Source organism: Pseudomonas sp. GL-RE-26 (assembly GCF_019956275.1).
GTDB classification, from domain to species: Bacteria; Pseudomonadota; Gammaproteobacteria; order Pseudomonadales; family Pseudomonadaceae; genus Aquipseudomonas; species Aquipseudomonas grandcourensis.
On record NZ_JAHBDI010000033.1, the window covers coordinates 249,552 to 273,531 of the forward strand.

22 protein-coding genes are annotated in these 23,980 nt (G+C 61.2%); 10 read left to right on the forward strand and 12 right to left on the reverse strand.

Translation table 11 applies throughout. From position 1 onward, the window contains the following. Positions 1–45: 45 nt before the first annotated feature. The 10 genes from fis to gcbA form a co-directional block, all read right to left on the reverse strand. A complete protein-coding gene (fis, locus tag KGB07_RS20365) occupies positions 46–366 on the reverse strand; it encodes a DNA-binding transcriptional regulator Fis (RefSeq protein ID WP_015093301.1) in 321 nt (106 codons plus the stop codon). Next, a complete protein-coding gene (gene dusB, locus KGB07_RS20370; protein WP_223466381.1) occupies positions 363–1,373 on the reverse strand; it encodes a tRNA dihydrouridine synthase DusB in 1,011 nt (336 codons plus the stop codon). Before dusB ends, fis begins: the two co-directional genes overlap by 4 nt. A 184-nt stretch (positions 1,374–1,557) precedes the next feature. Further along, complete coding sequence (locus tag KGB07_RS20375; RefSeq protein ID WP_223466383.1) at positions 1,558–2,811, reverse strand: DUF3426 domain-containing protein; 1,254 nt, start codon at positions 2,809–2,811, stop codon at positions 1,558–1,560. Positions 2,812–2,841: 30 nt separating this feature from the next. Next, positions 2,842–3,720, reverse strand: coding sequence for a 50S ribosomal protein L11 methyltransferase (prmA, locus tag KGB07_RS20380; RefSeq protein WP_046039961.1), 879 nt, complete (start codon positions 3,718–3,720; stop codon positions 2,842–2,844). 326 nt (positions 3,721–4,046) lie between these two features. After that, positions 4,047–5,405: an acetyl-CoA carboxylase biotin carboxylase subunit gene (gene accC / locus KGB07_RS20385; protein ID WP_046039962.1), complete on the reverse strand. Its 1,359-nt coding sequence runs from the start codon at positions 5,403–5,405 to the stop codon at positions 4,047–4,049. Positions 5,406–5,422: 17 nt separating this feature from the next. Beyond that, the gene (accB, locus tag KGB07_RS20390; RefSeq protein ID WP_046039963.1) at positions 5,423–5,884 is read right to left on the reverse strand and encodes an acetyl-CoA carboxylase biotin carboxyl carrier protein; all 462 of its coding nucleotides are present in this window, start codon (positions 5,882–5,884) and stop codon (positions 5,423–5,425) included. Positions 5,885–5,908: 24 nt separating this feature from the next. Further along, on the reverse strand, positions 5,909–6,364 hold the full coding sequence (gene aroQ / locus KGB07_RS20395) for a type II 3-dehydroquinate dehydratase (protein WP_223466385.1): 456 nt from the start codon (positions 6,362–6,364) through the stop codon (positions 5,909–5,911). A 132-nt stretch (positions 6,365–6,496) separates the two neighbouring features. Continuing rightward, positions 6,497–8,242, reverse strand: coding sequence for a protein-disulfide reductase DsbD (locus KGB07_RS20400; RefSeq protein ID WP_223466387.1), 1,746 nt, complete (start codon positions 8,240–8,242; stop codon positions 6,497–6,499). Between the two features lie 188 nt (positions 8,243–8,430). Further along, the gene (locus KGB07_RS20405) at positions 8,431–10,377 is read right to left on the reverse strand and encodes a methyl-accepting chemotaxis protein (protein ID WP_223466389.1); all 1,947 of its coding nucleotides are present in this window, start codon (positions 10,375–10,377) and stop codon (positions 8,431–8,433) included. A 52-nt stretch (positions 10,378–10,429) separates the two neighbouring features. After that, on the reverse strand, positions 10,430–12,100 hold the full coding sequence (gene gcbA, locus KGB07_RS20410; RefSeq protein WP_046039966.1) for a diguanylate cyclase GcbA: 1,671 nt from the start codon (positions 12,098–12,100) through the stop codon (positions 10,430–10,432). A 487-nt stretch (positions 12,101–12,587) separates the two neighbouring features. Here gcbA and KGB07_RS20415 point away from each other — a divergent pair, with 487 nt between their 5' ends. The 6 genes from KGB07_RS20415 to KGB07_RS20440 all read left to right on the forward strand — a co-directional run bounded on the left by KGB07_RS20415 (position 12,588) and on the right by KGB07_RS20440 (position 19,248). Further along, positions 12,588–13,655, forward strand: a complete 1,068-nt coding sequence (locus KGB07_RS20415) for a DUF2333 family protein (protein WP_046039967.1) — start codon at positions 12,588–12,590, stop codon at positions 13,653–13,655. A 3-nt stretch (positions 13,656–13,658) separates the two neighbouring features. Continuing rightward, positions 13,659–14,216 carry an NUDIX hydrolase gene (locus KGB07_RS20420; RefSeq protein WP_046039968.1) on the forward strand — a complete coding sequence of 186 codons (558 nt, stop codon included), beginning with the start codon at positions 13,659–13,661 and terminating at the stop codon, positions 14,214–14,216. Between the two features lie 189 nt (positions 14,217–14,405). Beyond that, on the forward strand, positions 14,406–14,777 hold the full coding sequence (locus KGB07_RS20425) for a translation initiation factor Sui1 (protein ID WP_008053936.1): 372 nt from the start codon (positions 14,406–14,408) through the stop codon (positions 14,775–14,777). 219 nt (positions 14,778–14,996) lie between these two features. After that, on the forward strand, positions 14,997–16,910 hold the full coding sequence (gene speA / locus KGB07_RS20430) for an arginine decarboxylase (protein WP_046039969.1): 1,914 nt from the start codon (positions 14,997–14,999) through the stop codon (positions 16,908–16,910). Positions 16,911–17,143: 233 nt separating this feature from the next. Beyond that, the gene (locus tag KGB07_RS20435) at positions 17,144–18,451 is read left to right on the forward strand and encodes a type VI secretion system Vgr family protein (RefSeq protein WP_046039970.1); all 1,308 of its coding nucleotides are present in this window, start codon (positions 17,144–17,146) and stop codon (positions 18,449–18,451) included. After that, positions 18,448–19,248, forward strand: coding sequence for a DUF4123 domain-containing protein (locus KGB07_RS20440; RefSeq protein WP_223466391.1), 801 nt, complete (start codon positions 18,448–18,450; stop codon positions 19,246–19,248). The genes KGB07_RS20435 and KGB07_RS20440 overlap by 4 nt, the downstream gene beginning before the upstream one ends. A 28-nt stretch (positions 19,249–19,276) precedes the next feature. Here KGB07_RS20440 and KGB07_RS20445 read toward each other — a convergent pair whose 3' ends face one another. After that, positions 19,277–20,626 carry an MATE family efflux transporter gene (locus KGB07_RS20445; RefSeq protein ID WP_046039972.1) on the reverse strand — a complete coding sequence of 450 codons (1,350 nt, stop codon included), beginning with the start codon at positions 20,624–20,626 and terminating at the stop codon, positions 19,277–19,279. 89 nt (positions 20,627–20,715) lie between these two features. Continuing rightward, on the reverse strand, positions 20,716–21,009 hold the full coding sequence (locus tag KGB07_RS20450) for a hypothetical protein (protein ID WP_046039973.1): 294 nt from the start codon (positions 21,007–21,009) through the stop codon (positions 20,716–20,718). Positions 21,010–21,165: 156 nt separating this feature from the next. On the opposite strand from KGB07_RS20450, the gene KGB07_RS20455 reads away from it, so the two are divergent. The 4 genes from KGB07_RS20455 to KGB07_RS20470 are packed head-to-tail and all read left to right on the forward strand — an operon-like array spanning position 21,166 to position 23,457. Continuing rightward, complete coding sequence (locus KGB07_RS20455; RefSeq protein ID WP_126049043.1) at positions 21,166–21,468, forward strand: MazG-like family protein; 303 nt, start codon at positions 21,166–21,168, stop codon at positions 21,466–21,468. Continuing rightward, positions 21,468–22,217, forward strand: coding sequence for a methyltransferase domain-containing protein (locus tag KGB07_RS20460; protein WP_046039975.1), 750 nt, complete (start codon positions 21,468–21,470; stop codon positions 22,215–22,217). The genes KGB07_RS20455 and KGB07_RS20460 overlap by 1 nt, the downstream gene beginning before the upstream one ends. Positions 22,218–22,229: 12 nt before the next feature. Continuing rightward, the gene (locus KGB07_RS20465) at positions 22,230–22,838 is read left to right on the forward strand and encodes a DUF4136 domain-containing protein (protein ID WP_046039978.1); all 609 of its coding nucleotides are present in this window, start codon (positions 22,230–22,232) and stop codon (positions 22,836–22,838) included. 55 nt (positions 22,839–22,893) lie between these two features. Further along, positions 22,894–23,457 (forward strand): DUF4136 domain-containing protein, encoded by a 564-nt coding sequence (locus KGB07_RS20470; protein ID WP_046039980.1) that lies wholly within the window; start codon positions 22,894–22,896, stop codon positions 23,455–23,457. Positions 23,458–23,980: the final 523 nt, after the last annotated feature.

Genomic DNA, 23,980 nt, shown 5'->3' on the forward strand with positions numbered 1-23,980 from the left:
AGGCGACCGGTTTTACGCGGGCGCCTTTCTGGTTTGATTGAATGCTTACAGCAAATCGTACTGCTTGAGTTTCTTGCGCAGCGTGCCCCGGTTCAGCCCGAGCATCTCACTGGCCTTGGTCTGGTTGCCCTTGACGTAATTCATTACGCACTCGAGCAGGGGGGCCTCGACTTCGGAGAGCACCAGGTTGTACACATCCGTGACGGCAGCGCCCTCAAGGTGGGCGAAATAATTGTGCAGCGCCTTCTCGACACTCCCGCGAAGGGTCTGGCCTTCTTCGCTTGGCGTATTGAGGTGCTGTTTCAAATTCACGTTGTCGCTCACGGGTGTTGTTCCACTCACTAAAGTCTCGGTCATCATCGTCATGCGGCCACCCACTCTCCGTCCCCTGTCAGGCTCTTGTAACGCTCGGCGAAAAACGCCCGAACGTTGGCGCATTGTGTATCCGTACCATCCAAACGATTGAAGTGGGCGCGAAACTCCCTGGCGCCCGGCAGGGTTGCGAGATACCAGCCCACATGCTTTCGAGCAATGCGCACGCCCATGACATCGCCATAGAAGGCGTGCAGGGCGGCCAGATGCTCTAGCAGAATGCGTTCCACCTCGATCAGTTCCAACGCCGGGAGTTTCTCGCCGGTACGCAGGAAATGGTCGATCTCGCGAAAAATCCATGGCCGCCCCTGGGCAGCCCGGCCAATCAACAGGCCATCGGCACCGGTCGCGTCGAGCACGTACCGGGCTTTTTCCGGCGAATCGATATCGCCATTGGCGAAGACCGGGATCGACACTGCCTGCTTGATCGCGGCAATGGTGTCGTACTCGGCTTCACCGGTGTACAGGTCGGCACGGGTGCGGCCATGCACCGCCAGCGCCGTAATGCCTGCCTGCTCGGCGATCTTCGCCACCGTCAGGCCATTCTTGTTGTCCCGGTCCCAACCGGTCCGGATCTTCAGGGTAACCGGCACATCGACCGCAGCCACGACGGCCTGCAGGATCTCGGTTACCAGGAGTTCATCCTTCAACAGTGCGGAACCGGCAGCCTTGTTGCAGACTTTTTTTGCCGGACAGCCCATGTTGATATCAATGATCTGCGCACCCATTTCAACGTTGGCACGGGCGGCGTCCGCCAGCATCTGCGCGTCCCCACCGGCGATCTGTACCGAGCGTGGCTCGGGATCACCTTGGTGGATCATGCGCATGCGCGACTTGCGGGTGTTCCACAAACTCATGTCGCTGGTGACCATTTCCGAGACGACCAGTCCCGCACCCAAGCGCTTGCACAGCTGACGAAAGGGCTGGTCGGTGACTCCCGCCATGGGGGCGAGAATCAAGCTGTTATGTAATGTGTATGGGCCGATGCGTACCGCCGACATAGGACTTCCCTGTTGTGGGGCCGGATCATGAGAGTTCGAAAAAGGGTTGGCATGATACCCGCTCTCGATGACTGGATAAAGGCTGAATTGAACAAATTCTGAACAGTTATTCTGTTATTACCCGTGGTTTGGTTCGCCCGGGGCAGTCAGAAAGCCGGCGTTAATCCGGGAACAATGAAGCGTTTCACTCCGGAGAGTGAAAGCTCAGGCTGTAGTTCACGGCCTTGGCACCTGGGTCGAGAATGTCCAGGGCGATGTGGATCGGCGTTTGCGGAGGCATCTCCGCCATGCCTTCGAGATCGCCATTGAGGTATTCGCCAGGCTTGAAGCGACGACTGGCGATCAGATGGCCATTGAGGTCGGCGAAGCGCAGTTCCAGCAGCGGGAAGGGCTGGGAGAAGGGCGCGCGGTTATAGATGATCGCATCGACCACCAGGGCGCCATTGAACTCGGGATGGCTGCGCACCACCAGGTTGCTGCTCTTGATTTTCGCGATGTCGACTTTGGAGGGCACGGTGCAGCCGATTTGCGGGCACAGTTGCTGGAACCACGGGCGATATTGATCCTGTCGCGCCAGTTCGTCGAAATGGTAGGCGATGTACTGGCCGGCGAGGGCGCCAGCGGCAATCAGCACCAGTAGCAGCCACGACAACCGTCGGCCCCAGGGCGAGCGGCGTTTTTGCCAGTCCAGTTGCAGCGGATCGTCGGTCAGGTCTTGCAGCACTTCGGCACGCACGCCCGGCTCGCTGCGTTCGCGTCGCTTGCGCAGCGGTTCGATCGAGGGCAGGTTGTCGTCGATTTCGCTCTCGTCGGCGGCCGACAGGCGTTCGCGGTTCAGCGGCGCATCGAGAGGGTCGTGCAGTCGCAAATGGGGTGGCTGCGGTTCGTCGTCGAGATCAACCGGTTCCAGGGACAGCGAAGGTTCGGTGCGCGAGGCTTTGCTCGGTTCGACCATCGGCTCTGGCGTTTCAAGGCTGTCGAGCGGTTCGTCGAGTTGCGCGCGATCGGCCGCCGACTCACTGAACAGGCTGTCGGACCACGGCTCCTCGTCGTCATGCTCGTTGCTGTCGCGACGGGCACTCAGCGAGTCCTCGCGATGGCGGCCGAGTTCGGTAGTCGGCTGGATTTCCCGCTGTTCGAGCCGGGCGAGTTCTTCGTCGAGGTCGAGGCTGTCCAGGTCCAGTTCAGTCGCGCTCCATTGCTTTTGGCTGATGGCGCGCGGCGCTGATGACTCAGGGGGTTCCTCAGGCTGCACAGGCGGGAGCGGCATCGCGACCGGTGCTTCCTTGCCGGCCTGCTCAAGCAGCTGCCTGGCGGCATTGAACACCTGCAGGCAGGAGCCGCAACGAACTACCCCGCGAGCCACGCTCAATTGGGCATGGCTAACGCGGAAGCTGGTTTGGCAATGCGGGCACTGGGTGACGAAGCTGTCGGTCATGCGGCGATCCGGATTATGCAGGCAATCATTCTAGCGCCGACGGCCAGTGATGCGCACCCAGCCATCGCGATTGGCGATCGGATCCAGATCGAAGTCCTTGGCGTAGGCGGCAGCGACTTCGTCACCCTGTTCGGCGAGGATGCCCGACAGCGCCAGGCGACCGCCCGACTTGACCAGGCCGGACAGCTGTGGCGCCAGGGACACCAGAGGGCCGGCGAGAATGTTGGCCACCAGCACGTCGGCCTGCACCTGCGGCAGGTCTTCCGGCAAATACAATGGGAACAGTTCATCGGCGATACCGTTGCGCCCGGCGTTGTCGCGGGAGGCTTCCAGCGCCTGCACGTCGATATCGGTGCCCACGGCCTCTTTGGCGCCCAGCAACAGGGCGGCGATCGCCAGAATCCCCGAGCCGCAGCCGAAGTCCAGCACGTTGCAGTCTTTCAGGTCCTGACCGTCGAGCCATTCCAGGCACAGTGCGGTGGTCGGGTGGGTGCCGGTGCCGAACGCCAGGCCCGGATCCAGCAGCAGGTTCACCGCGTCAGGTTCTGGTGCGGCGTGCCAGCTCGGCACGATCCACAGGCGCTGGCCGAATTGCATTGGCTGGAAACCATCCATCCAGCTGCGCTCCCAGTCCTGGTCTTCGATCACTTCGCTGTGGTGCTCGGGCAGCGGGCTGCCGGTCAGCAGTTCCAGATGGGCCAGTACCGGGCCTGGCTCGGTGCCGCCTTCGAACAGGGCCAACAGGTGCGTGTGGGACCACAGCGGCGTGGTGTTGAGTTCCGGCTCGAAGATCGGCTGATCTTCGGCGTCCATGAAGGTCACCGACACGGCGCCCACTTCAAGGAAAGCGTCTTCATAGGTTTCGGCTTGTTCTGGGCTGATGGCGAGACGTACTTGCAGCCAAGGCATGGCGGGCACCTTTGAAAAATATTGATTGCAGCCTGGTGGGCTGCGAGAAGGACGCAAGTTTACGCGAGCGCGGGGCAGATGACGACCGGGTTGGTAGAGTTCAGGTGTGAACGAAAGACCTGTGGCGAGGGAGCTTGCTCCCGCTGGAGCGCGAAGCGATCCCAAAACGGCAGGCACGGTTCTGTCTGGTCTGGCCCGGCTTGATGGTTTTGCGGTTGCTGTGCAACCGAGCGGGAGCAAGCTCCCTCGCCACAGAGATACGGTGCGCAGTAATGTCCAGATACAACAAAGCCGCCCGAAGGCGGCTTTGTCGATGGGGTCGAAGCTTAGTGCTTCTCGCCAGCCAGCTTGTGCTCGAGGTAGTGAATGTTCACGCCCCCTTTGCAGAAGCCTTCATCGCGGGTCAGGTCGCGGTGCAGCGGGATGTTGGTCTTGATCCCGTCGACCACGATCTCGTCCAGCGCATTGCGCATGCGCGCCATGGCTTCGTCGCGAGTTGCGCCGTAGGTGATCAGCTTGCCGATCAACGAATCGTAGTTCGGCGGAACGGCATAACCACTGTACAGGTGCGAGTCGACGCGAACGCCGTTGCCGCCTGGGGCGTGGAAATGCTTGACCGTGCCCGGGCTCGGCATGAAGGTTTTCGGGTCTTCGGCGTTGATCCGGCATTCCAGCGCGTGACCGCGGATGACCACGTCATCCTGGGTGAACGACAGCTTGTTGCCGGCGGCGATGCTGAGCATCTCCTTGACGATGTCGATGCCGGTGACCATTTCCGAAACCGGGTGCTCTACCTGGACACGAGTGTTCATCTCGATGAAGTAGAAGTGACCGTTTTCGTACAGGAACTCGAAAGTGCCTGCGCCACGGTAACCGATATCGATGCAAGCCTTGACGCAGCGTGCGAGTACTTCCTCACGTGCGTTCTCGTCGATGCCCGGTGCCGGCGCTTCTTCGAGAACCTTCTGGTGACGACGTTGCAGCGAGCAGTCGCGGTCGCCCAGATGGATAGCGTGGCCCTGGCCATCGGAAAGTACCTGAACTTCCACGTGGCGTGGGTTGGTCAGGAATTTTTCCAGATAGACCATCGGGTTGCCGAACGCCGCGCCAGCTTCGGAGCGGGTCAGTTTGGCCGAGGAAATCAGGTCTTCTTCTTTATGCACAACGCGCATGCCGCGACCACCGCCGCCGCCAGCGGCCTTGATGATCACCGGGTAACCGACTTCGCGACCAATGCGCAGAGCGGTTTCTTCGTCTTCCGGCAGCGGGCCGTCAGAGCCCGGAACAGTCGGAACGCCGGCGGCGATCATGGCGTGCTTGGCCGATACCTTGTCGCCCATCAGGCGAATGGTTTCGGCTTTCGGGCCAATGAACGCGAAGCCGGAGTTCTCGACCTGTTCGGCGAAGTCGGCGTTTTCCGCAAGGAAGCCGTAGCCCGGGTGAATGGCGGTGGCGCCAGTCACTTCGGCCGCAGCAATGATTGCCGGAATGTGCAGGTAGGAGTGGGCGGCCGATGCCGGACCGATGCAGACGGATTCGTCTGCCAGGCCCAGGTGCATCAGTTCCTTGTCAGCCTTGGAGTAAACGGCGACGGTCTTGATGCCCATCTCTTTGCAGGCGCGCAGGATCCGCAGGGCGATCTCACCGCGGTTGGCGATCAGAACTTTTTCCAACTTCGCAGTCATCAAAGGCTCTCCGCGGTTCAAACGATGGTGAACAGCGGTTGGTCGTACTCAACCGGCTGGCCGTCTTCGACGAGGATGGATTCGATCACACCGCTGGTTTCAGCTTCGATGTGGTTCATCATCTTCATGGCTTCAACGATGCACAGGGTGTCGCCTTTCTTCACGGTCTGGCCGACTTCCACGAAGGACGGCGAGCTTGGCGAAGACTTGCGATAGAAAGTACCGACCATCGGCGAACGGGCAACGGTGCCGTTCAGTGCTGGCGCGGCGGCAGCAGCAGGTGCAGCAGCAGCCGGAGCGGCGGCGGCGACAGGCGCGGCAACCGGAGCATGCATTGGAGCTGGCGCGTAGTACTGCTGAGCCGGGGTCTTGCTATGACGGCTGATGCGTACGGACTCTTCGCCTTCCTTGATCTCGAGCTCGTCGATGCCGGACTCTTCCAGCAATTCGATCAGTTTCTTAACTTTACGGATATCCATGAATCATCAACTCCCAAGGGTCGGTCAGGGGCGGTTAACTTGTTGTTCAAGCTGTTCCAGGGCGGCCTCCAGGGCCAGTCGATAACCGCTGGCGCCAAGGCCGCAGATCACTCCCACCGCTACGTCGGAGAAGTAAGAGTGATGGCGGAAAGGTTCTCGTTTGTGCACGTTAGACAAATGCACTTCGATGAATGGGATGCTCACCGCCAGCAGCGCGTCACGTAATGCGACACTTGTATGTGTAAAAGCTGCTGGGTTGATCAAAATGAAGTCCACGCCTTCGGTGCGGGCAGCGTGGATGCGGTCGATCAATTCGTACTCGGCGTTGCTTTGCAGGTGCAGCAAATGGTGACCGGCTTCGCGGGCACGGCGTTCCAGGTCCTGGTTGATCTGCGCCAGCGTCGTGGCGCCGTAGGTGCCCGGTTCACGAGTGCCGAGCAGGTTCAGGTTGGGTCCGTGCAGAACGAGTAGCGTCGCCATCGGCGGTTCCTATGTTATCTGTGAGCAATTGTCAGAACCCGGCGACTATGCCGCAAAGCCTTTATGACTGTCCAGTTCTCTGCAATAGCCAGCACGATGACCGATGTTTGCGCGAAATATATGACTGCTTGATTAAATATGGTCATTCGCCCTGGTTACACGTTCGGCGAAGTCTTTGGCGTTGATCTCGCCGATCACCCTCACTTCGGCGCGTTCGACACCGTCCTTGCCGAAAAACATCAGCGCCGGAGGACCGAACAACTGGTAGCGGTCGAGCAGGGCGCGTTGCTCGGCGTTGCTGGCGGTGATGTCGAAGCGGATCAGCCGGTAGCCCTTGAGGCGTTCGATGACGACAGGGTCGTCCAGCACCTCATGCTCGATGACTTTGCAACTGATGCACCAGTCGGCGTACCAGTCGAGCAGCAGCGGTGTGCCGGATGAGCGTGCGTCGGCGAGTGCGCGGTCCAGATCGGCCGGCGTGCTCACGGTTTGCCAGGTGCTGGTGTTTGGCGCGGGGCCGCTGTTGGCAACGATACGGGGCTGGCCGATCGGGTTGAACGGGTCGGTCTGGCCGCTGAAGGCGCCGTACCAGCAGGCCAGCGCGTAAAACAGCAGGAACATGCCGAGCAATTGGCCCAGGCGTTTGCGCGGTGGTTTATAGACGAACTCCAGCGCCCCCATGAACAAGCCGACACCGCCGGCCAGCAAGCCGATCAGCAACAAGGTGACCTGACCCGGCAGAACGCGGCTGAGCAGGCCGACGGCCAACCCGAGCAACAACACACCAATCGCGTTTTTCACGTACACCAGCCACGGACCGCTTTTCGGCAGCCAGGCTGCGCCACCGGTGGCCACCAGCAACAGCGGTGCGCCCATGCCGAGGCCGAGCATGAACAGTTTCAAACCGCCGCCCAGCGCATCGCCACTGGCGCTGATGTACAGCAGCGCCCCGGCCAATGGCGCCGAAACGCAGGGTGAAACCAGCAAGCTGGAGACCACGCCCAACACCGCGGCGCCCCACAGTGACCCGCCTTCGGTGCGGCCGGCGATGCGGTCCAGGCGACTGCTGATGGCATGCGGCAACTTGAGTTCGAAGACGCCGAACATCGCCAAGGCAAACACGGCGAAAAACATCGCGAACGGCACCAGCACCCAGGCCGATTGCAGTCGCGCCTGTAGATTGAGCTGGGCACCGAACAGGCCCATCAGGGCTCCGAGCAGGGCAAAGCAGGCGGCCATCGGCAGCACATAGGCCAGCGACAGATTGAAACCGCGCCAACCACCGACCTGACCGCGCAGCACCACGCCGGACAGGATCGGCAGCATAGGCAGCACGCATGGCGTGAACGTCAGGCCCAGGCCCGCGAGGAAGAACAACGCCAGTTCGCGCCAGTTCCATGGATAAGCCGTCGCCGGAGCGCCGCTACCGTCGATGCTCAGGCGCTCGGTTTCCGGCGGATAGCACAGGCCTTTGTCGGCGCATCCCTGATAGGTCACGGCCAGGGTGAACGCGCGTTGGTCGGTGCGCGGCAACTCGACGTCGAGAATGCCGTGGTAGACCTCGACATCGCCGAAGTATTCATCGTGCTTTTTCTGGCCGTCAGGCAGTTTCGCCGCGCCGAGGACAACATCGGCCGGATCGGCGCGAAATTGAAAGCGGTGGCGGTAGAGGTAATAACCTTCGGTGGCGACGAAACGCAGCTTGATCGATTGTGGTGTGCTGTCTACCAGGCTCAGCTGGAAAGCTTCGCGCACCGGCAGGAAGTCGGCGCTGTTGTTGATCGAGCCCAGGCTTGAGCTGGGTCGGTTCTCCAGCAAGCCAGTGGCGCTGGCCGGCAGGGCGAACACTAAAAACAGCAGGCAAAGCAAACGGCGCATGACGATCTCGCGTATCGGAATTGGGGGGATGATAGCGGACGGCAGTGCAGTGTGCAGAGCCAAGGATGTGTGGTGATTGATCTGACGTCATCGCGGGCAAGCCCGCTCCCACAAGTATTGATGGTGCTCACAAGATCTGTGAACACTCCCTACCCTGTGGGAGCGGGCTTGCCCGCGATAGCGGTGGATCAGACGCGAAAGGCTTGAACGGCGGTATGCAGTCGCCCACCCAGCACCAGCAAGTTCTCCCCTTGCTCACGCCCTTCGCCAATGCGCAGCAGGTTATCCCCACCCAACTGGTGAATCCTCTCGCTGTGGTCACGGATTTCGCTGACAGCGCCGCTTTGCTGGGCGGTGACATCGGCGATACGTACCGCCGTGTCGGAAATTGTCCGGATCGCCCCGACGATTTTATCCAGCGCACCATCGGCTGCCTGTGCCTGGCTGGCCGTGGCTTCGGCGTGTTCGACCTGGGCGCGCATGCCTTCCACCGATTGCCGAGCCGCGGTTTGCAGCCCTGCGATCAGCGTCTGGATTTCTGCCGTGGCCCCGGCGGTACGTTGCGCCAGTGAGCGCACCTCTTCGGCCACCACTGCAAAGCCTCGGCCCATTTCTCCGGCCCGGGCCGCCTCGATGGCGGCGTTCAAGGCCAGCAGGTTGGTTTGGTCGGCAATCGATCGGATCACCGTCAACACGCCGCCGATGGTGGCCGACTCTTCGGCCAGGTGTTCGATCATTTGCGCATTGCCTTGCACTTCATCCACCAGCGCATGCAGGCCGGTGAGGCTCAGGCCGATGACTTTCTGTCCGTGCTCCACGGCCAGGCCGGCGTGGCGGCTGGCGTCGGCGGCCTGGCTGGCGTCGTCGGCGACTTGTTGAATGGTCGCTTCCAGTTCGCTGAGGGAGTCGCGGATCAGTGCCGTGTCGCCGGCCTGATGCTCGGCACCTTCATGCAGGTCGTTGCTCAGGTCGGCCAGGGTGCGGCTGCTGCCGGCCACCTGCTCGGCATTGCGGCGAATGGTCCCCACCAGGTCCACCAGATAGGCGCGCAAGCGGTTGAGCGAGGCTTCAATGTCATGCAATTCGCGGTTGGTGTTGCCCAGTTGAATGTCGCGACTGAAGTCGCCTTCGGCCCAGGTCGAGAGGGCCGGGGCGAGGTTGGTCAGGGTCCGCGCCAGTTTGCGCTGCAGGGTGTCGATCAGCAGGGCGATCAACAGAATCAAGCCGATCATCACGCCTTGCATCAGCCGCACTTCACTCTGGATCTGCCCGTGCTGGGCGCGCACTACCGGTTCCAGCCCGGCAATGGCCTGTTGCACGTCGGCGATTTTCAGGTGGGTCGCCGCGCTGAGGTCGGCGCGTTTGCGGATCTGATCGCGAGTGCGCGAGAGCTCGGCCGGGTAGCGGGTGAGCAGGCTGTTGAACTCGCGCTTGAGGCCGACGCCGGCATCTTCGGCAACGGCTTTTTCCTTTGTCTCAAGGCCCATCATCGAGGCGAAATCATCGGTGATCGATTCGCTGCTGGTGGTTACGCCCAGCAAAGGCAGGGCGTCGAGTTTCTCTGCCTGGGTGCGGATGTTGGCCACTTCGCGTTCGACATCGGCGGCCAGTTCACTGCGGCCGCTGCTGACCAGTTTGTCCCGGGCCAGGGACAATTTCCCCAAATGTTGCGATGCCGTGAGCAGCGGCGTCAGGTAGGCCGCATTGCCACTGGCGTACTGGCTGAGCTGATCGAGACTGGCCCCCAGCTCGCGCTCGGCCTGTAGCAGCAAGGCCTGCGGATCGCCCGCCAGTTTGCCGGCGGCCAGCAGGTCGGTTTTGCTGAATTCTTCAAGGGTCGACAGGCTGGGGCGCAATGTCTCGGCCAGGGCCGGCGGCAATTCGTCGAGTTCTTTTTTCAGGCTGTCGATGCCTTGGGCGGCACTGCTCAAGCGTAGCGCGTCGCCGCTGCCCAGGTAATCCTCGACGCTGCGGGCGACGTCATTCTGAAACTGCTGCGACAGGCCCAGGTAGCGCTCCATTAATAGATACGGACGCTCGAGGGCTTTTTGGGACCACCACAGCGTAGCGCCGAGGGCCACGCACACGGCCACCAGAAGGAGGGTATTGAGATTGGTCAGCAGCTTCAGGCGCATTACGGACTACCAACGGCAGAAATGGTAAGTGCCTGAAGTTATTGCGTTTCTGTTACAGGGTTATGACCGTATCGGTCGATTCCGATAAAAAAGTGGCACTTTGCTTTGACGTCCGCGCAGCCTGGACGCGATTGCGTCCGCCGTGTTTGGCGCGATACAGCGCTTCGTCCGCCTGGCTGGCCATCATCAGGCTGTCGGAGCTTTCGCAAAGCTCAACCACTCCGGCGCTGAAGGTGCACCACAGATCCTCGGGTTGCGCAGGATAGTGAATCTCGGCAAAGCGCTGACGGATTTCATTGAGCACGTTGTAGGCCGCGTCGATATCGGTGTCCGGCATGACGATGGCGAATTCCTCACCACCGTAGCGGCCGATGAAGTCGGTTTTGCGCAGGCGTTGCTTGAGAAACAGCGCCAGGCTCTTGATCACCCGGTCGCCCATGGGGTGGCCGTGGCTGTCATTGACCCGTTTGAAGTGGTCGATGTCGAGCATGGCAAAGCTCAGCGGCTTGCTTTCGCGGCGGGCGCGGAACGAGCAGTCTTCGAGCAATTGCAGAATGTGCGTGTGGTTGTACAGCCCAGTGAGGCTGTCGCGGACCATCCGTGCCTTGAGGTTGCGTGCTCGCGCTGCGCGGTTGCGCACGGTGGTGATCAGGTGTCGGGGCTTGATCGGTTTGGTCAGGAAGTCATCGCCGCCTTCGCTCATGGCGTCGAGTTGCTTGTCCAGGTCGTCTTCGGCCGACAAGTAAATGATCGGTACGCTGACGTAACGGTCGTTATGGCGAATCACCTTGGCCAGTTCCGTACCGGTGCAGGCCGGCATGTACATGTCGAGGATGATCAGGTCCGGCTGGAAGTCCGCCAGTTCGGCCATGGCCTGGATCGGCTCGATCAAGGTCCGGGTGACGATCCCGGCGCTGTTGAGCAGGCGCTCGGTATGCAGGGCCTGCGCGCGGGAGTCGTCGATGATCAGCACTTTATAAGGCTCGTACTGGGCGACGCAGGTCAGGACTTCGATCTTCTCCAGCAGGCTCGACGCTTCGAGGGTGCCGGTAAGGAACTCCTGGCCACCGGCACGCACGGCGGCCAGGCGGGTCGGGGTATCGGTTTCGTGCAGGCTGAAGAACAGCAGCGGCAGCTGATGATCGAGGCCTTCCTGGGCTTCGGCAGCCAGCTTCAGGCCGACGCCGGTGCCACTGAAATCCACGTCCATGACAATCGCGGCCGGCAGGCGCTCGACCATCGATGAGCGAAACGCATCTACGCTGTCCAGGGACTGGGCGCTGAGGCCGAAGAACTCCAGCTGCTTAGCCAGACGCTCGGCACGGTCGTGATCCTGCAGCATCACGTAGATGGGCTTGCGCAGCGGTGGCAGGAAGGTTTGATCGAGTTGGTCGCCATGGCGCAGGCCAGTGCGTGACAGGCGCTGCATCAAGCGATTGAGGTCGGTGATCAGGCCGCTGCTCAGGCGTCCGCGATTGGCGTCGACCGCCTCCAGGGACTGACCGATGTGGCGTGCCAGTTGCGTGTGTTCCGGTTGTTCGAAACGCTCGGCGAAACGCAGCAGGCGCAGATTGGCCTCGCTCAGTTCCGAAAGGTCGGCGGTGGACCACTCACTGCGTTGCAGGCGCTGCCATATCTCAAGAATCTGACGAGCCTGATGAATTACCCGCTGGGCAAAGTGGTGCTTGAGGCGCTCGCGGCTGGGGTCTTCTGGCTCGGTCATATCCTGACTACTAGTTAGGGTGCACACTGAGGTCGAGTGGTGGCTCTATGCTAGCACCACTTTTTCATTGCATGAGTGCTGTACGTCAATAATCTGCAATGTGACTTCATTCAGTTTGTGACTGAGCGGTCTTGTTCGAGCCTTTCTAGTCGCGGTTTACAGGGGGCGAAGTGCTTGAATCAGGGCACTTGGCGGGTATGAGGTGGAAATGGGCAAGTGGCTGACAACCGGCCATTCATGATTTTTTGCCGGTGCTGATCGGCACGTTTTTTTGGGTTTCAGGGGGTCGGGGATTCCCTTAGCCTGGCAATCCAAACCATTAGGGGTGGATTTCGATGGCTGCGGCGACGTCGGGTGCACAGGCACTCGTTTGATCCGCAAGCCCGGTAATTTTCCGCATCGGTGCGATGGCGGGTGCCGGGCCAAGGCACGTTGTTGTATGGTTGTGGTCGAACCGTTGAACTCAAGAGCTTGAAAGGATATCGCCATGCTGGACTGGAAGAACCGCACAGACAGTGCGCCTGAACGTGCCGCTGAACCGAAGTCGGAGACCCGCAGTTATCTGGGCGGTCTGTTGTTCAGCCGGGCGCTGGCCACTCTGCTGGGCATCTACCTGTTGGTGGCGAGTGTCCTGGGCTGGTACTGGAGCCAGGAGCCGGCGCTGTTCCCGGTCCAGCAAACCGCTCAACTGGCGGCCGAGAAAGAAGGCAAGCAGATGGTTGTCGGCTACACCACGGTGGAAACCCTCAAGACCGTCGCTGGCACCTTGTTGACCAAGCCGGGCGGCTATATCTCCAACGACCGATTCCCGCCAGGCCTGTGGATGGACAACATGCCGAGCTGGGAATATGGCGTGCTGGTTCAGGTCCGCGACCTGAGCCGCGCACTGCGTAAAGACTTCGCCCGTTCGCAGTCGCAGTCCGCCGAAGATGCCGACCTGGCCAAGGCCGAGCCGCGTTTCAACTTCGACAACAAGAGCTGGGTGCTGCCGTCCAGTGAGTCCGAGTACCAGGAAGGCATCAATTCCCTGAGCCGCTATCAGGCGCGCCTGTCCGATCCGAACCAGAAGAGCGCGTTGTTCTATGCCCGCGCCGACAACCTGAACAACTGGCTGGGTGACGTCGGCACCCGTCTCGGCTCGCTGTCGCAACGGCTGTCGGCCAGTGTCGGCCGGGTCAAGCTCAACACTGCGCTGAAGACCGAGGTGGTGACGCCGGGTGTGGCGCCGCAAGTCGATGAGGAAATCGTCGAAACTCCATGGCTGCAGATCGACAACGTGTTCTACGAGGCTCGCGGCCAGGCCTGGGCCTTGTCGCACTTGCTGCGCGCCATCGAAGTCGATTTCGCCGATGTGCTGGCCAAGAAGAACGCCACGGTCAGCGTGCGCCAGATCATTCGTGAACTGGAAGCGTCGCAGGAGCCGGTGTGGAGCCCGATGATCCTCAACGGCAGCGGCTTCGGCGTACTGGCGAACCACTCGTTGGTCATGGCCAACTACATTTCCCGGGCCAACGCCGCGGTGATCGATTTGCGTCAATTGCTCAATCAGGGCTGAGTCATGGTCGATAATGCAAGGGAGGCTGCGCATCGTGCGGCCTCCGATGCCGAACAGATCGCCTGGGTCGACGAGCAGGACAACCTGCTCGGCGCCCTGGTCCGTTCCGATTTGCGCGAGCGCGGGCTGATCGGGCGCGGCACCTACATTATGTTGTTCAACTCCGCTGGCGAACTGTGCGTGCACCGGCGCACCCTGAGCAAGGCGATCTATCCCGGTTACTGGGACGTGGCGGCGGGGGGCATGGTGCTCGCCAGTGAAACCTACGCCGAGTCGGCGGCAAGGGAGCTGGAGGAAGAACTGGGCGTGAGTGGCGTGGAGCTGACCGCCCATGACCACTTTTTCTTCGAGGACACCGGCAATCGCCTGTGGTGTTCGGCGTTCTCGGCGGTGTGGGACGGCCCGTTGATCCTGCAACCGGAAGAGGTGCTCGAAGCGCGCTTTATCCCCATCGATCAGGTCATGCTGGAAATCGAGCAAAAGCCTTATTGCCCGGACTCTCTGGCCGCGTTGAAGCGCTATTTGCGCTCACGCCGGATCGACGTCGCAAAACAGCTATAAATTGGCGCCGATTGGCTCTTAGCAATCGGCGTTTTTGCCGTTACACTGCGCGACCTTTTTAAACTGAACCGGCGCTCCTTTTTGTAGGGCATCCGGTTCAGTAGCGCTGCCCCTGCCTGAGTGGGGCTTCGCGGTCGATAGCCTTCCCAAGTGCTGCGACCAGTCTTTGTCCTCCGAAGAGGATTGCCGGTGGCCAAAAAAGCCGCATCCTTCGCCGCCCTGGGCGGCCTGGTATTTTCCACCGACGCAGGTCGTCATTGCCCGGAATGCAGTAAACCGGTGGACGCCTGCATCTGCAAACAGACCGTTATCCCGGCCGGCGACGGCATCGCTCGCGTGCGTCGCGAAAGCAAGGGCCGTGGCGGCAAGACGGTGACCACCATCACCGGCGTGCCATTGGCTGAAGACGCGCTCAAGGACCTGGCCACGACGTTGAAGAAACGTTGCGGTACCGGTGGGGCGCTGAAAGACGGTGTCATCGAAATCCAGGGTGATCATGTCGAGCTACTCTTGGCAGAACTGATCAAGCTCGGTTTCAAGGCGAAGAAGTCCGGCGGCTAGCAGCCTCTGTGAAAACCACCCTCGGCTTGATCCGGTCCTGATGACATTCAGGTCCGGCATCGTCTACATGGTTTTCACAGAGCCTGTTCATGACCGGTTTCTAAACTCACTGCGGTCGGCGGGGTCTATTGCCTCGTTGACGAACCGTCACTTTCATTCTTTAGACTGCGCCGGCCTGAACCCAGGCGACGCACTATGACTTCTTTATAGGGGACTTCGATGTCCGTACGACGCACACGCAAAGACGATGGCAGCCAATGGACAGTTGCGGACAGCCGCAGTGTTTACGGGATTCGCCATTGGGGGGCCGGGTATTTCGCGATCAATGACGCCGGTCGCGTCGAAGTTCGTCCGAACGGTCCGAGCAGCTCGCCTATCGACCTGTACGAGCAAGTCGACCAGCTGCGCAAAAGCGGCCTGTCCTTGCCGTTGCTGGTCCGTTTCCCGGACATCCTGCAAGACCGCGTGCGTCAGCTGACCGGCGCGTTCGATTCGAACATCGAGCGCCTGGAATACCAGAGCAAGTACACCGCGCTGTACCCGATCAAGGTGAACCAGCAGGAAGCGGTGATCGAGAACATCATCGCCACCCAGAACGTTTCCATCGGCCTGGAAGCCGGGTCCAAGCCTGAACTGCTGGCAGTGCTGGCACTGGCGCCGAAGGGCGGCACCATCGTCTGCAACGGCTACAAGGACCGCGAATTCATTCGCCTGGCGTTGATGGGCCAGAAGCTCGGTCACAACGTGTTCATCGTGATCGAGAAAGAATCCGAAGTCGGCCTGGTGATCGAAGAAGCCAACTCGCTCAAGGTCAAGCCTCAGGTCGGCCTGCGCGTGCGCCTGTCATCCCTGGCCTCGAGCAAGTGGGCGGACACCGGCGGCGAGAAATCCAAGTTCGGCCTGTCGGCGGCGCAACTGCTGTCGGTGGTCGAGCGTTTCCGCGCAGCCGGCCTGGACCAGGGCATTCGCCTGCTGCACTTCCACATGGGTTCGCAGATCGCCAACCTGGCGGACTACCAGCACGGTTTCAAGGAAGCGATCCGTTACTACGGCGAGTTGCGCAACCTCGGCCTGCCGGTGGACCACATCGACGTCGGCGGTGGCCTGGGCGTGGACTACGACGGCACACACTCGCGTAACGCCAGTTCGATCAACTACGACATGGACGACTACGCCGGTGTCGTGGTCGGGATGCTCAAGGAGTTCTGCGATGCGCAGAGCCTGCCGCACCCGAACATCTTCTCCGAAAGCGGCCGTTCCCTGACCGCGCACCACGCCATGCTGGTGATCCAGGTGACCGACGTCGAGAAACACAACGACGACGTGCCGCAGATCGAGAACAAGGAAGCGCTGCCGGAAACCGTGCAGTGGCTGGTGGACCTGCTGGGTCCGACCGACATCGAGATGGTCACCGAAACCTACTGGCGCGCCACGCACTACATGAGTGATATTGCCTCCCAGTACGCCGACGGCAAGCTGACCCTGGCCGAGAAAGCCTTGGCCGAGCAGTGCTACTTCGCCGTGTGCCGTCGCCTGCACAATTCGTTGAAGGCCCGCCAGCGTTCCCACCGTCAGGTGCTGGACGAACTCAACGACAAGCTGGCCGACAAGTACATCTGCAACTTCTCGGTGTTCCAGAGCCTGCCGGACACCTGGGCCATCGACCAGGTCCTGCCGATCATCCCGCTGCACCGTCTCGACGAAGAGCCGCTGCGTCGTGCGGTACTGCAAGACCTGACCTGTGACTCCGACGGCAAGATCAACCAGTACGTCGACGAGCAGAGCATCGAGACCAGCTTGCCGGTGCACGCGCTGAACGCAGGTGAAGACTACTTGCTGGGTGTGTTCCTGGTCGGTGCCTACCAGGAAATTCTTGGCGACATGCACAACCTGTTCGGTGATACCGACTCGGTGAACATCTACCAGAACGCCGACGGCAGCGTGTACCACGCCGGTATCGAAACCCACGACACCATCGAAGACATGCTGCGCTACGTGCACTTGTCGCCGGAAGAACTGATGACTCACTACCGCGACAAGTGCGCCAATGCCCGTATCAGCGCAACCGAGCGCACGCAGTTCCTCGATGCCTTGCGTCTGGGGCTGACCCGTTCGTCTTACCTGTCTTCTTGAGGTAAGGCGCCGCACACATCAGGTTGTCTGAAAAATTTCCGTTCGCTGCGGAAATTTCAGATGACCTGGTGCGGCAATTCTCCTGTTCCAGGCGAAATTTCCAGCATCTTCGACAACTCGGCGCATTTGGTCCTCTTTTCGCGTAGGTTATTTCCTAATTTGTATTTCGGCACTCTACTCGGCCATGTCTCTCAGCGAGAATCCCCGGCCGCCCCTCCTGTAGAGAAACGCCGATGTTCAATCCAGTCAGCGAACCTTCATTTCGTCTGGATGTAGCAGGTCTGCCCGATTCCTTAGAGGTTCTGGCCTTTACCGGCAGAGAAGCCATCAGCGAGCCGTTCGCGTTCGACCTGGAACTGCTGATCGAAGACCCGGTGCTTGACCTTGCCAGTTTGCTGTACCGCCCGGCCTCGTTGCATTTCGGACCAGCCGGAAGCCGCGTGCATGGACAATTGCATGAGCTCGTCCAGCACGACCACGCCAGCGGACCCAGACTCTGCCAGGTGCGACTGGGGCCAAGGCTGGCTTGTCTGGCCCAGCGCTTCAGCCAACGAATCTTCAGTGCCCGCTCAGTGCCGCAAATCCTCGACCAGGTGCTCAAGGAGCACGGCATTACCGGCAAGGATCGACGTCTGGAGCTAAGCGGCGAATACCTGCCCCGGGATTTTTGCACGCAATATCGAGAGTCAGACCTGCAATTTCTCCAGCGACTGTGCGCCCAGGAAGGGCTTCACTACCACTTCGAACACCGGGCCCGCGGGCACTGTGTGGTGTTTGGGGATGACCGGCAGCATTTTCCAACCGGCGAACCTGCGGTCGTGCGCAGCGGAGGCGATCGGCCGGCGGTGCGGCAGTTCGAACGTCAGTGCAGCGGTGGGACAGCGGTGCAGAGCGCCGAATGCCGGACGGACCTGGCGACCTTGCGCAGCGGTCGGCTGATGCCGCTGTCCGGTCATCCGGTTGCCGATTGCAATCGGCTCTGGCTGCTGACACGCGTTGAGCATTGGGGCAGCCAGGATACGATGAAGCCTTACCACAATCAGGCCCGTGCCCTGCACTGGCCGGCACCCATCGAGCCGCCCTGTGCGACGGTCAAACCAAGGATGCATGGCCCGCAACGGGCGTGGGTCGTCGAGGTCGATGAGCCAGGCCCCGACCCGGCAAGGCCGGTACCGGTGCAATTCGACTGGCTTTATCAAGGCGAAGGGGCTGCGCCTAGTCATTGCTGGCTGCCCCTGGCCAGGCAGTTGCAGGCCTCGACGCTCTCGCCATTGCGGGAAGGGACTGAGCTGGTCGTGAGTTTTGTCGAGGGCGATCCCGATCAACCGCAGATAACCGGGTTGCTGCATGCACCGGCAATGATCGAGGATACACCCCAGCCCACCTGCGCCCATGAAGAGGGCCTGGAACAATGGTTGCGCTCGGGGGAGCCATTGCTGATGTTGTGCCTGCTACCCGGTGGCGGCAGCTTCAACCATTGCGCACAGGCTTTGTGCACCTGTCGTCTGGCGACGCAGCTTGGCCAGAGCTCTGGAGCATGATCGCCACACGCACGCCTGAGGTACCCCCGCAATGGCTGTTGCTGGATGTGCCGGGCACGCCACAGGCGGGTGTCAATCTTCGGCAGATGTTTGCCCAGGCCCGATGGTTCGGGTTGTTCGACGGCACGGAGTGGCATGCTCTGCACGAACAGGGGCCGGTCCTGGTCGATCTGCGCACCTGCCCGGCACTGGCCGATTTATGCATCGTTGACGGACAACGCTGGCCCGGATTGCTGATGACCAGCGAGGCCGGCGCTGCGTCGTTGCTGGCACAATTGCGGCGCATGCTCACGGTCACGCTGGGCCTGCACCGGGCCCTTTTGAGTTACTACAACCCAACTACGGCCAGTTATTTTTTCGATGCCTGCGATGCCGTTGAACTGAGTCGCTGGCTAGGGCCTATCCACCAGTTACGCTGGTTCGGCGGCAGTTGGGCCGACCGTGCGATGGGATGTGAGGGCTGGCAGCGCTTGTCCAACCCGGGGTTGGCGGTCAGAACGTTGGCAGTCGAGGAAAGCCTCAGCGCCGGGCAGCAGGGAAAATTGCAAACCTGCCTGCTGGAACAGCATGCCTGGCGTTGGAACCGATCCACCGGTGTCGACTTTCCCCGTCTGTGGACCTATGTGGAGGAAGGGCTGGCGCTGGGTTTCAGCGAGCGCCCGGTGCTTGATGGCTGGATATGGCTACGCCTGCAGTATCCCGACGCCGTGCCCGTGCAGCCGCTGCCGGGTGGGACTCAACAGGAGCGACTCGATAGCCTGCGTCGCCTGTGGCAGAACGATCGACCCTGGACATGAGGTCGAATATTGTCGGGGCTACGCCCGTTCAGTGAGTGCTACCGACGAACCAGCCATCGTTGCGGCGCAGGCGCCAGGCGATCACACCGAGGGTCAGACTGCGCAGCAGCATGAACAACAGAAAGGTTATCCACAGGCCATGGTTGCCCCCGCCTTGCAGTACCCAGCCGAAGGGCAGCACCAGTGCCACGGTCAGCAGCATGCCGTTGCGCATTTCCCGGGCGCGGGTGGCGCCGATGAACAGGCCGTCGAGCAGGTAACTCCAGACGGCAATCAGCGGCAGTACGGCGAGATAGGGCAGGTAGATGAACGCGGTGTCACGCACACTCTGAATGTCGGTCTGCATCTCGATGAACAGATGCCCGGCGAACAGAAACAGCGCGGCAAAGCCCAGGCTTGCCAGCAACGACCAGCCACCGGCCACCACCAATGAACGGCGCAGGGCATCGCGGTCACGGGCGCCAAGGGCATGTCCGCACAGGGCTTCGACGGCGTGGGCCAGGCCATCGAGGGCGTGGGCGGTCAGCAGCAGGCCATTGAGCAAAAGAGCGTTGGCCGCAACCGTGGCATCGCCCAGCCGTGCGCCTTGCACCGTGATCAGGAAGAACACCGATTGCAGCGCCAGGCTGCGGATGAAGATGTCGCGGTTGACCGCCAGCAGTGGCCGCCAACTCTGCCACAGCGCCAATGCTGCCCAAGCGATATGCCCGGGGTAGGCGCGCAGGGCTTTGCGGGTCATCAGCAAGCCGATCAGTGCACCGGTCCATTCGGCAATCACCGAGGCCCTGGCTGCACCGACGACGCCCCATTCCAGGCCGAGGACGAACCACAGGTTCAGGGCAATGTTGACCAGATTGGTGCTCAGCAAAATCGCCAGGGGCGCCCGGGCATTCTGGGTGCCGAGAAACCAGCCGACCAGTGCATAGCTGGCGAGCGCCGCTGGCAGGCCGAACAGGCGGGTGTGGAAGAACTCGCGGGTCAGTTGATCGAGCTCAGCGGACGGTTGCATGAAGTGCAATGCGACCCCACTCAATGGCACGCCCACCGCCCCCAACACCACAGCCAGGCCCATGGCGAGCAGTAGGCCTTGCAACAGAATCTGCCGCAAGGCCGCGCCATCCCCGCGCCCCGCTGCCTGGGCGGCGAACCCGGTGGAGCCCATGCGCAGAAAGCCCATGGCCCAGGCAAGGAAGGTGTACAGGCTGGCCCCGACCGCTACGGCGCCGAGTTGATGGGCGTGGGGCAGGTGACCGATGACGGTGCTGTCGACCAATGCCACCAGCGGTACGGAAATGTTCGAAAGAATCATCGGCGCAGCGAGTGCCCAGACCCGGCGATGGGTAGGGCGGTCGCGCCAGTCGGCGGTCAGGTTGGACATGCAGGCTCCTTGGGAGCAGGCATTGTAGCGGTGAAAACGGATTGGCTAAGTGAGCTCAATCCATAAAACACCAGAGATCCAATGTGGTGTCAGTGGATGATCCAGCTGAGTAACCAAAGCCCCAGCACCAACCAGATGAAACCCATGATGAACGACGCATTGAGAAAGGCGCGGATCGCCGACCACAGCAGGACCAGCCCGAGGATCAAGGTCACGATACTGATGACCGAGGTATCCATGCCCAGCGCCTGGGACAGGCCTTCGACAAAGTTGCTGCTGGCGTTGCCCAACAGATTGAACAGCCCGCTGAGGCCATCAACGATGAAACGGATGATCGAGCCGAGTACCTGGCCGAGCCATTCGGAAAAACCTTCTACCTGCATGGAATGAACGTCCTGATTAAAGAGAATTGAGTCTTGGGCTATTGATCACGCTGCCGAGTTCCCACAAGCATAGAGGGTTGCACACAGAGCATGCATCTTCTGCCCCTTGCCTTCACCTGTGATCCCCCCGAAGCTATACGCCTTCAGGAGAGCCCGATGAACCTTGTTGAACTGACCGAACGCCTGCACGCCATCCGTGACCGCAATGACTGGCGGCAATTTCACAGCCCGAAAAACCTGGCCATGGCCGCGAGCGTGGAAATGTCCGAGCTGGTGGAAATTTTCCAGTGGCTGTCCGAAGACCAGTCACGCCAGTTGCCGGCGGACAAACTCGCCCACGCCGGGCAGGAAGTCGGTGACATCGTGCTTTATCTGTTGCTGTTGTGCAGCGAGCTGGGCCTGGACATGGAAGCAGTAGTGCGCAGCAAACTGGCGGACAGCGAACGGAGGTTCAGCTGATGAGCGACCGTCATTTCGATCAACTGGCGACCCGTTTCGCCGAAAAAATCTACGGCGGTGCCAAAGGCGCGATCCGTCTGGCGGTGTTGCAGGCCGATCTGACCGAAATCCTGCCCGACCGGCCGCTGCGCGTGCTGGACATCGGCGCCGGCCTTGGCCACATGTCGTTGTGGCTGGCCCAGCGCGGCCATCAGGTGACTCTCGCCGAGCCTGCCGAGCCGATGCTCGAAGGCGCCCGCCAGCGCTTTGCCGAAGCCGGGCAGAACGCCACGTTCATTCAGGCACCGTGGCAGGAGCTGCTGGGGCAGCTCACCGAGCCCTACGACCTGGTGCTGTGCCACGCCGTGCTGGAATGGCTGGCCGACCCCCACGCCATCCTGCCGGTGTTGCATCAACTGACCAAGGCGGACGGCTGGCTGTCCCTGGCGTTCTACAACCGCGATGCGCTGATTTATCGCAACTTGCTCAAGGGCCATTTCCGCAAGATGCGCAAGAACGACATGGCCGGCGAAAAGCAGAGCCTGACCCCGCAACAGCCCCTTGATCCGCGCGAGCTGGCGACGCAACTTGAAGGTCTGTGGCAGGTCGAAACCATGAGTGGCGTGCGGGTTTTTCACGATTACATGCCAGTGGAGTTCCAGGCTCGCGTCGAGCTGGCAGACCTGCTGGAAATGGAGCTGGCCCACCGTCGTCATCCGAGCTTTGCCGGGCTTGGGCGTTATTTGCACTGGATCTGTCGGCCTGTCTGATCGGAGCACGCAATGAAAAGTCATTCAGGTGTACTGGTGTTCTGCCTGGGGCTGGCTGCCTGTCAGGGCAGCAACCCCTATGTCGCCACGTCCAACCCTTTGCCACCAGCGCCGCCCCAGGCCGCCAAGACCTTTGACCGCAGCGCTTACCCGGCAGCACCCCGTGACTATGGGCGCTACCGCAGTTGGGCCTGGCTCGACGGGCATCTGCCACCGGGCACCGCCTGGGCCGATTCGGCGCAGATCGCCGAAGCGGTCAGCAATGCGCTGGATCAACGCGGCTTGCGCCCGCTGCACGACAATCGCCCGGCCGACCTGTTTGTCAGCGCCGACCTGCGGATGGAAACCCGCTTGCGTCAGGTTCAGGACGATTATTACGGCGGCGGTTATGGTGGCTACAACGGCTACGGCCCTGGATATGGCGGGTACGCCACCGTACCGGTCGTTCGTACCTATCAGGAGCAAGTCGTAGTGGTTCAGGTGGATATGTATGACGCCAAGAGCGGCCAGCCGGTGTGGAGCGCCAGCGCTGAAACTGGCAACCGGGGCAGCGAAAGCGAGCGGGCCGATGCCATACGGAAGGCTGTGGAAAAGGCAATGTCGGCGTATCCTCCTAGTTAGCTTCTTGTAGATAAGAAGCATTCCACAGGATCATGTCTTCAACCGGAGAATCATCATGTTCCGCCGTTTTGTTTTACTGGCAGTGGCCGCGCTGCTCAGTGCCTGTGCGGCCAACCAGGTCAATCATGACTTCGACGCCAGCCGCGACTTTGCTGCCTATCGCAGCTGGACCTGGAAAGAACCCGCCCTGCAATACCGTCCCGACGATCCACGGATCAAGAGCGACCTGACCGAACAGCGCATCCGTCAGGCGGTCGCCGATCAACTGGATCAGCGCGGTTTGCGCCCGGCCGCCGCAGGCGCCAAGGGCGATCTGAATGTGCAGACCTACCTGGTTGTCGAAGAGCGGCAACAACAGGTGACCACCAATTACGGCGGTGGCTGGGGTAACCCGTGGTATGGCTACTACGGCGCCCCCATGTATAACGAAACCCGCAGCGTCAGTTACAAAGTGGCGACCATCCAGATCGACCTGCTCGATGGCAAGGACGGCAAACTGGTGTGGCGCGGCAGTGACGAACAGATACTCAGCCGCACGCCAAACCCGACGGATCGTCACGATGCCATCTGGGAAACGGTCACGCGGATATTGGCCAACTATCCACCGCACGCCTCCTAGAATCAGCCAGTCTCTCAACCCCTGTGCCCCCACAGGGGTTTTTTATTGGTGCGCCAGGCATGGCGCGTTGCGCGTAAGCGCAACCAGCTTGGCTGTGGTGGCCACGCTGGTGACTTGGAGGTGAAAGTCCTCTACACACCCGGCAAGGGGAAGTGTTAGCCAGAGGCAAGGGTGTCGCGGGTGACTGCGAATCTGAAGGAAGCCCGAGGCAAAATGCTGGCCTGACGAACAGGAAGCGGATAGAGGCGGCGCAGCGGGGTAAGAAGGCCAATATCTTCAAAGCCCGATACTTGCACGGAACGCTGCGACGTAGATCCGACAGGCATAAGCAGGAAGGTCGCGCGAATTACCCTGGGAGATCTGTTTAGCCTGCCATGTGCTACCGGCGTCGCGAGATGACGGGATGGGCGACAGAAGTCAGCAGAGGCCGTAGTAGTTGCTCGAAACCGGAGTAATGAAGGGCTGAACCTGCCATGAGTGGATAGTCGGGTGTGATCTCTGTTGGAGCGTAAAGCAGAAACTC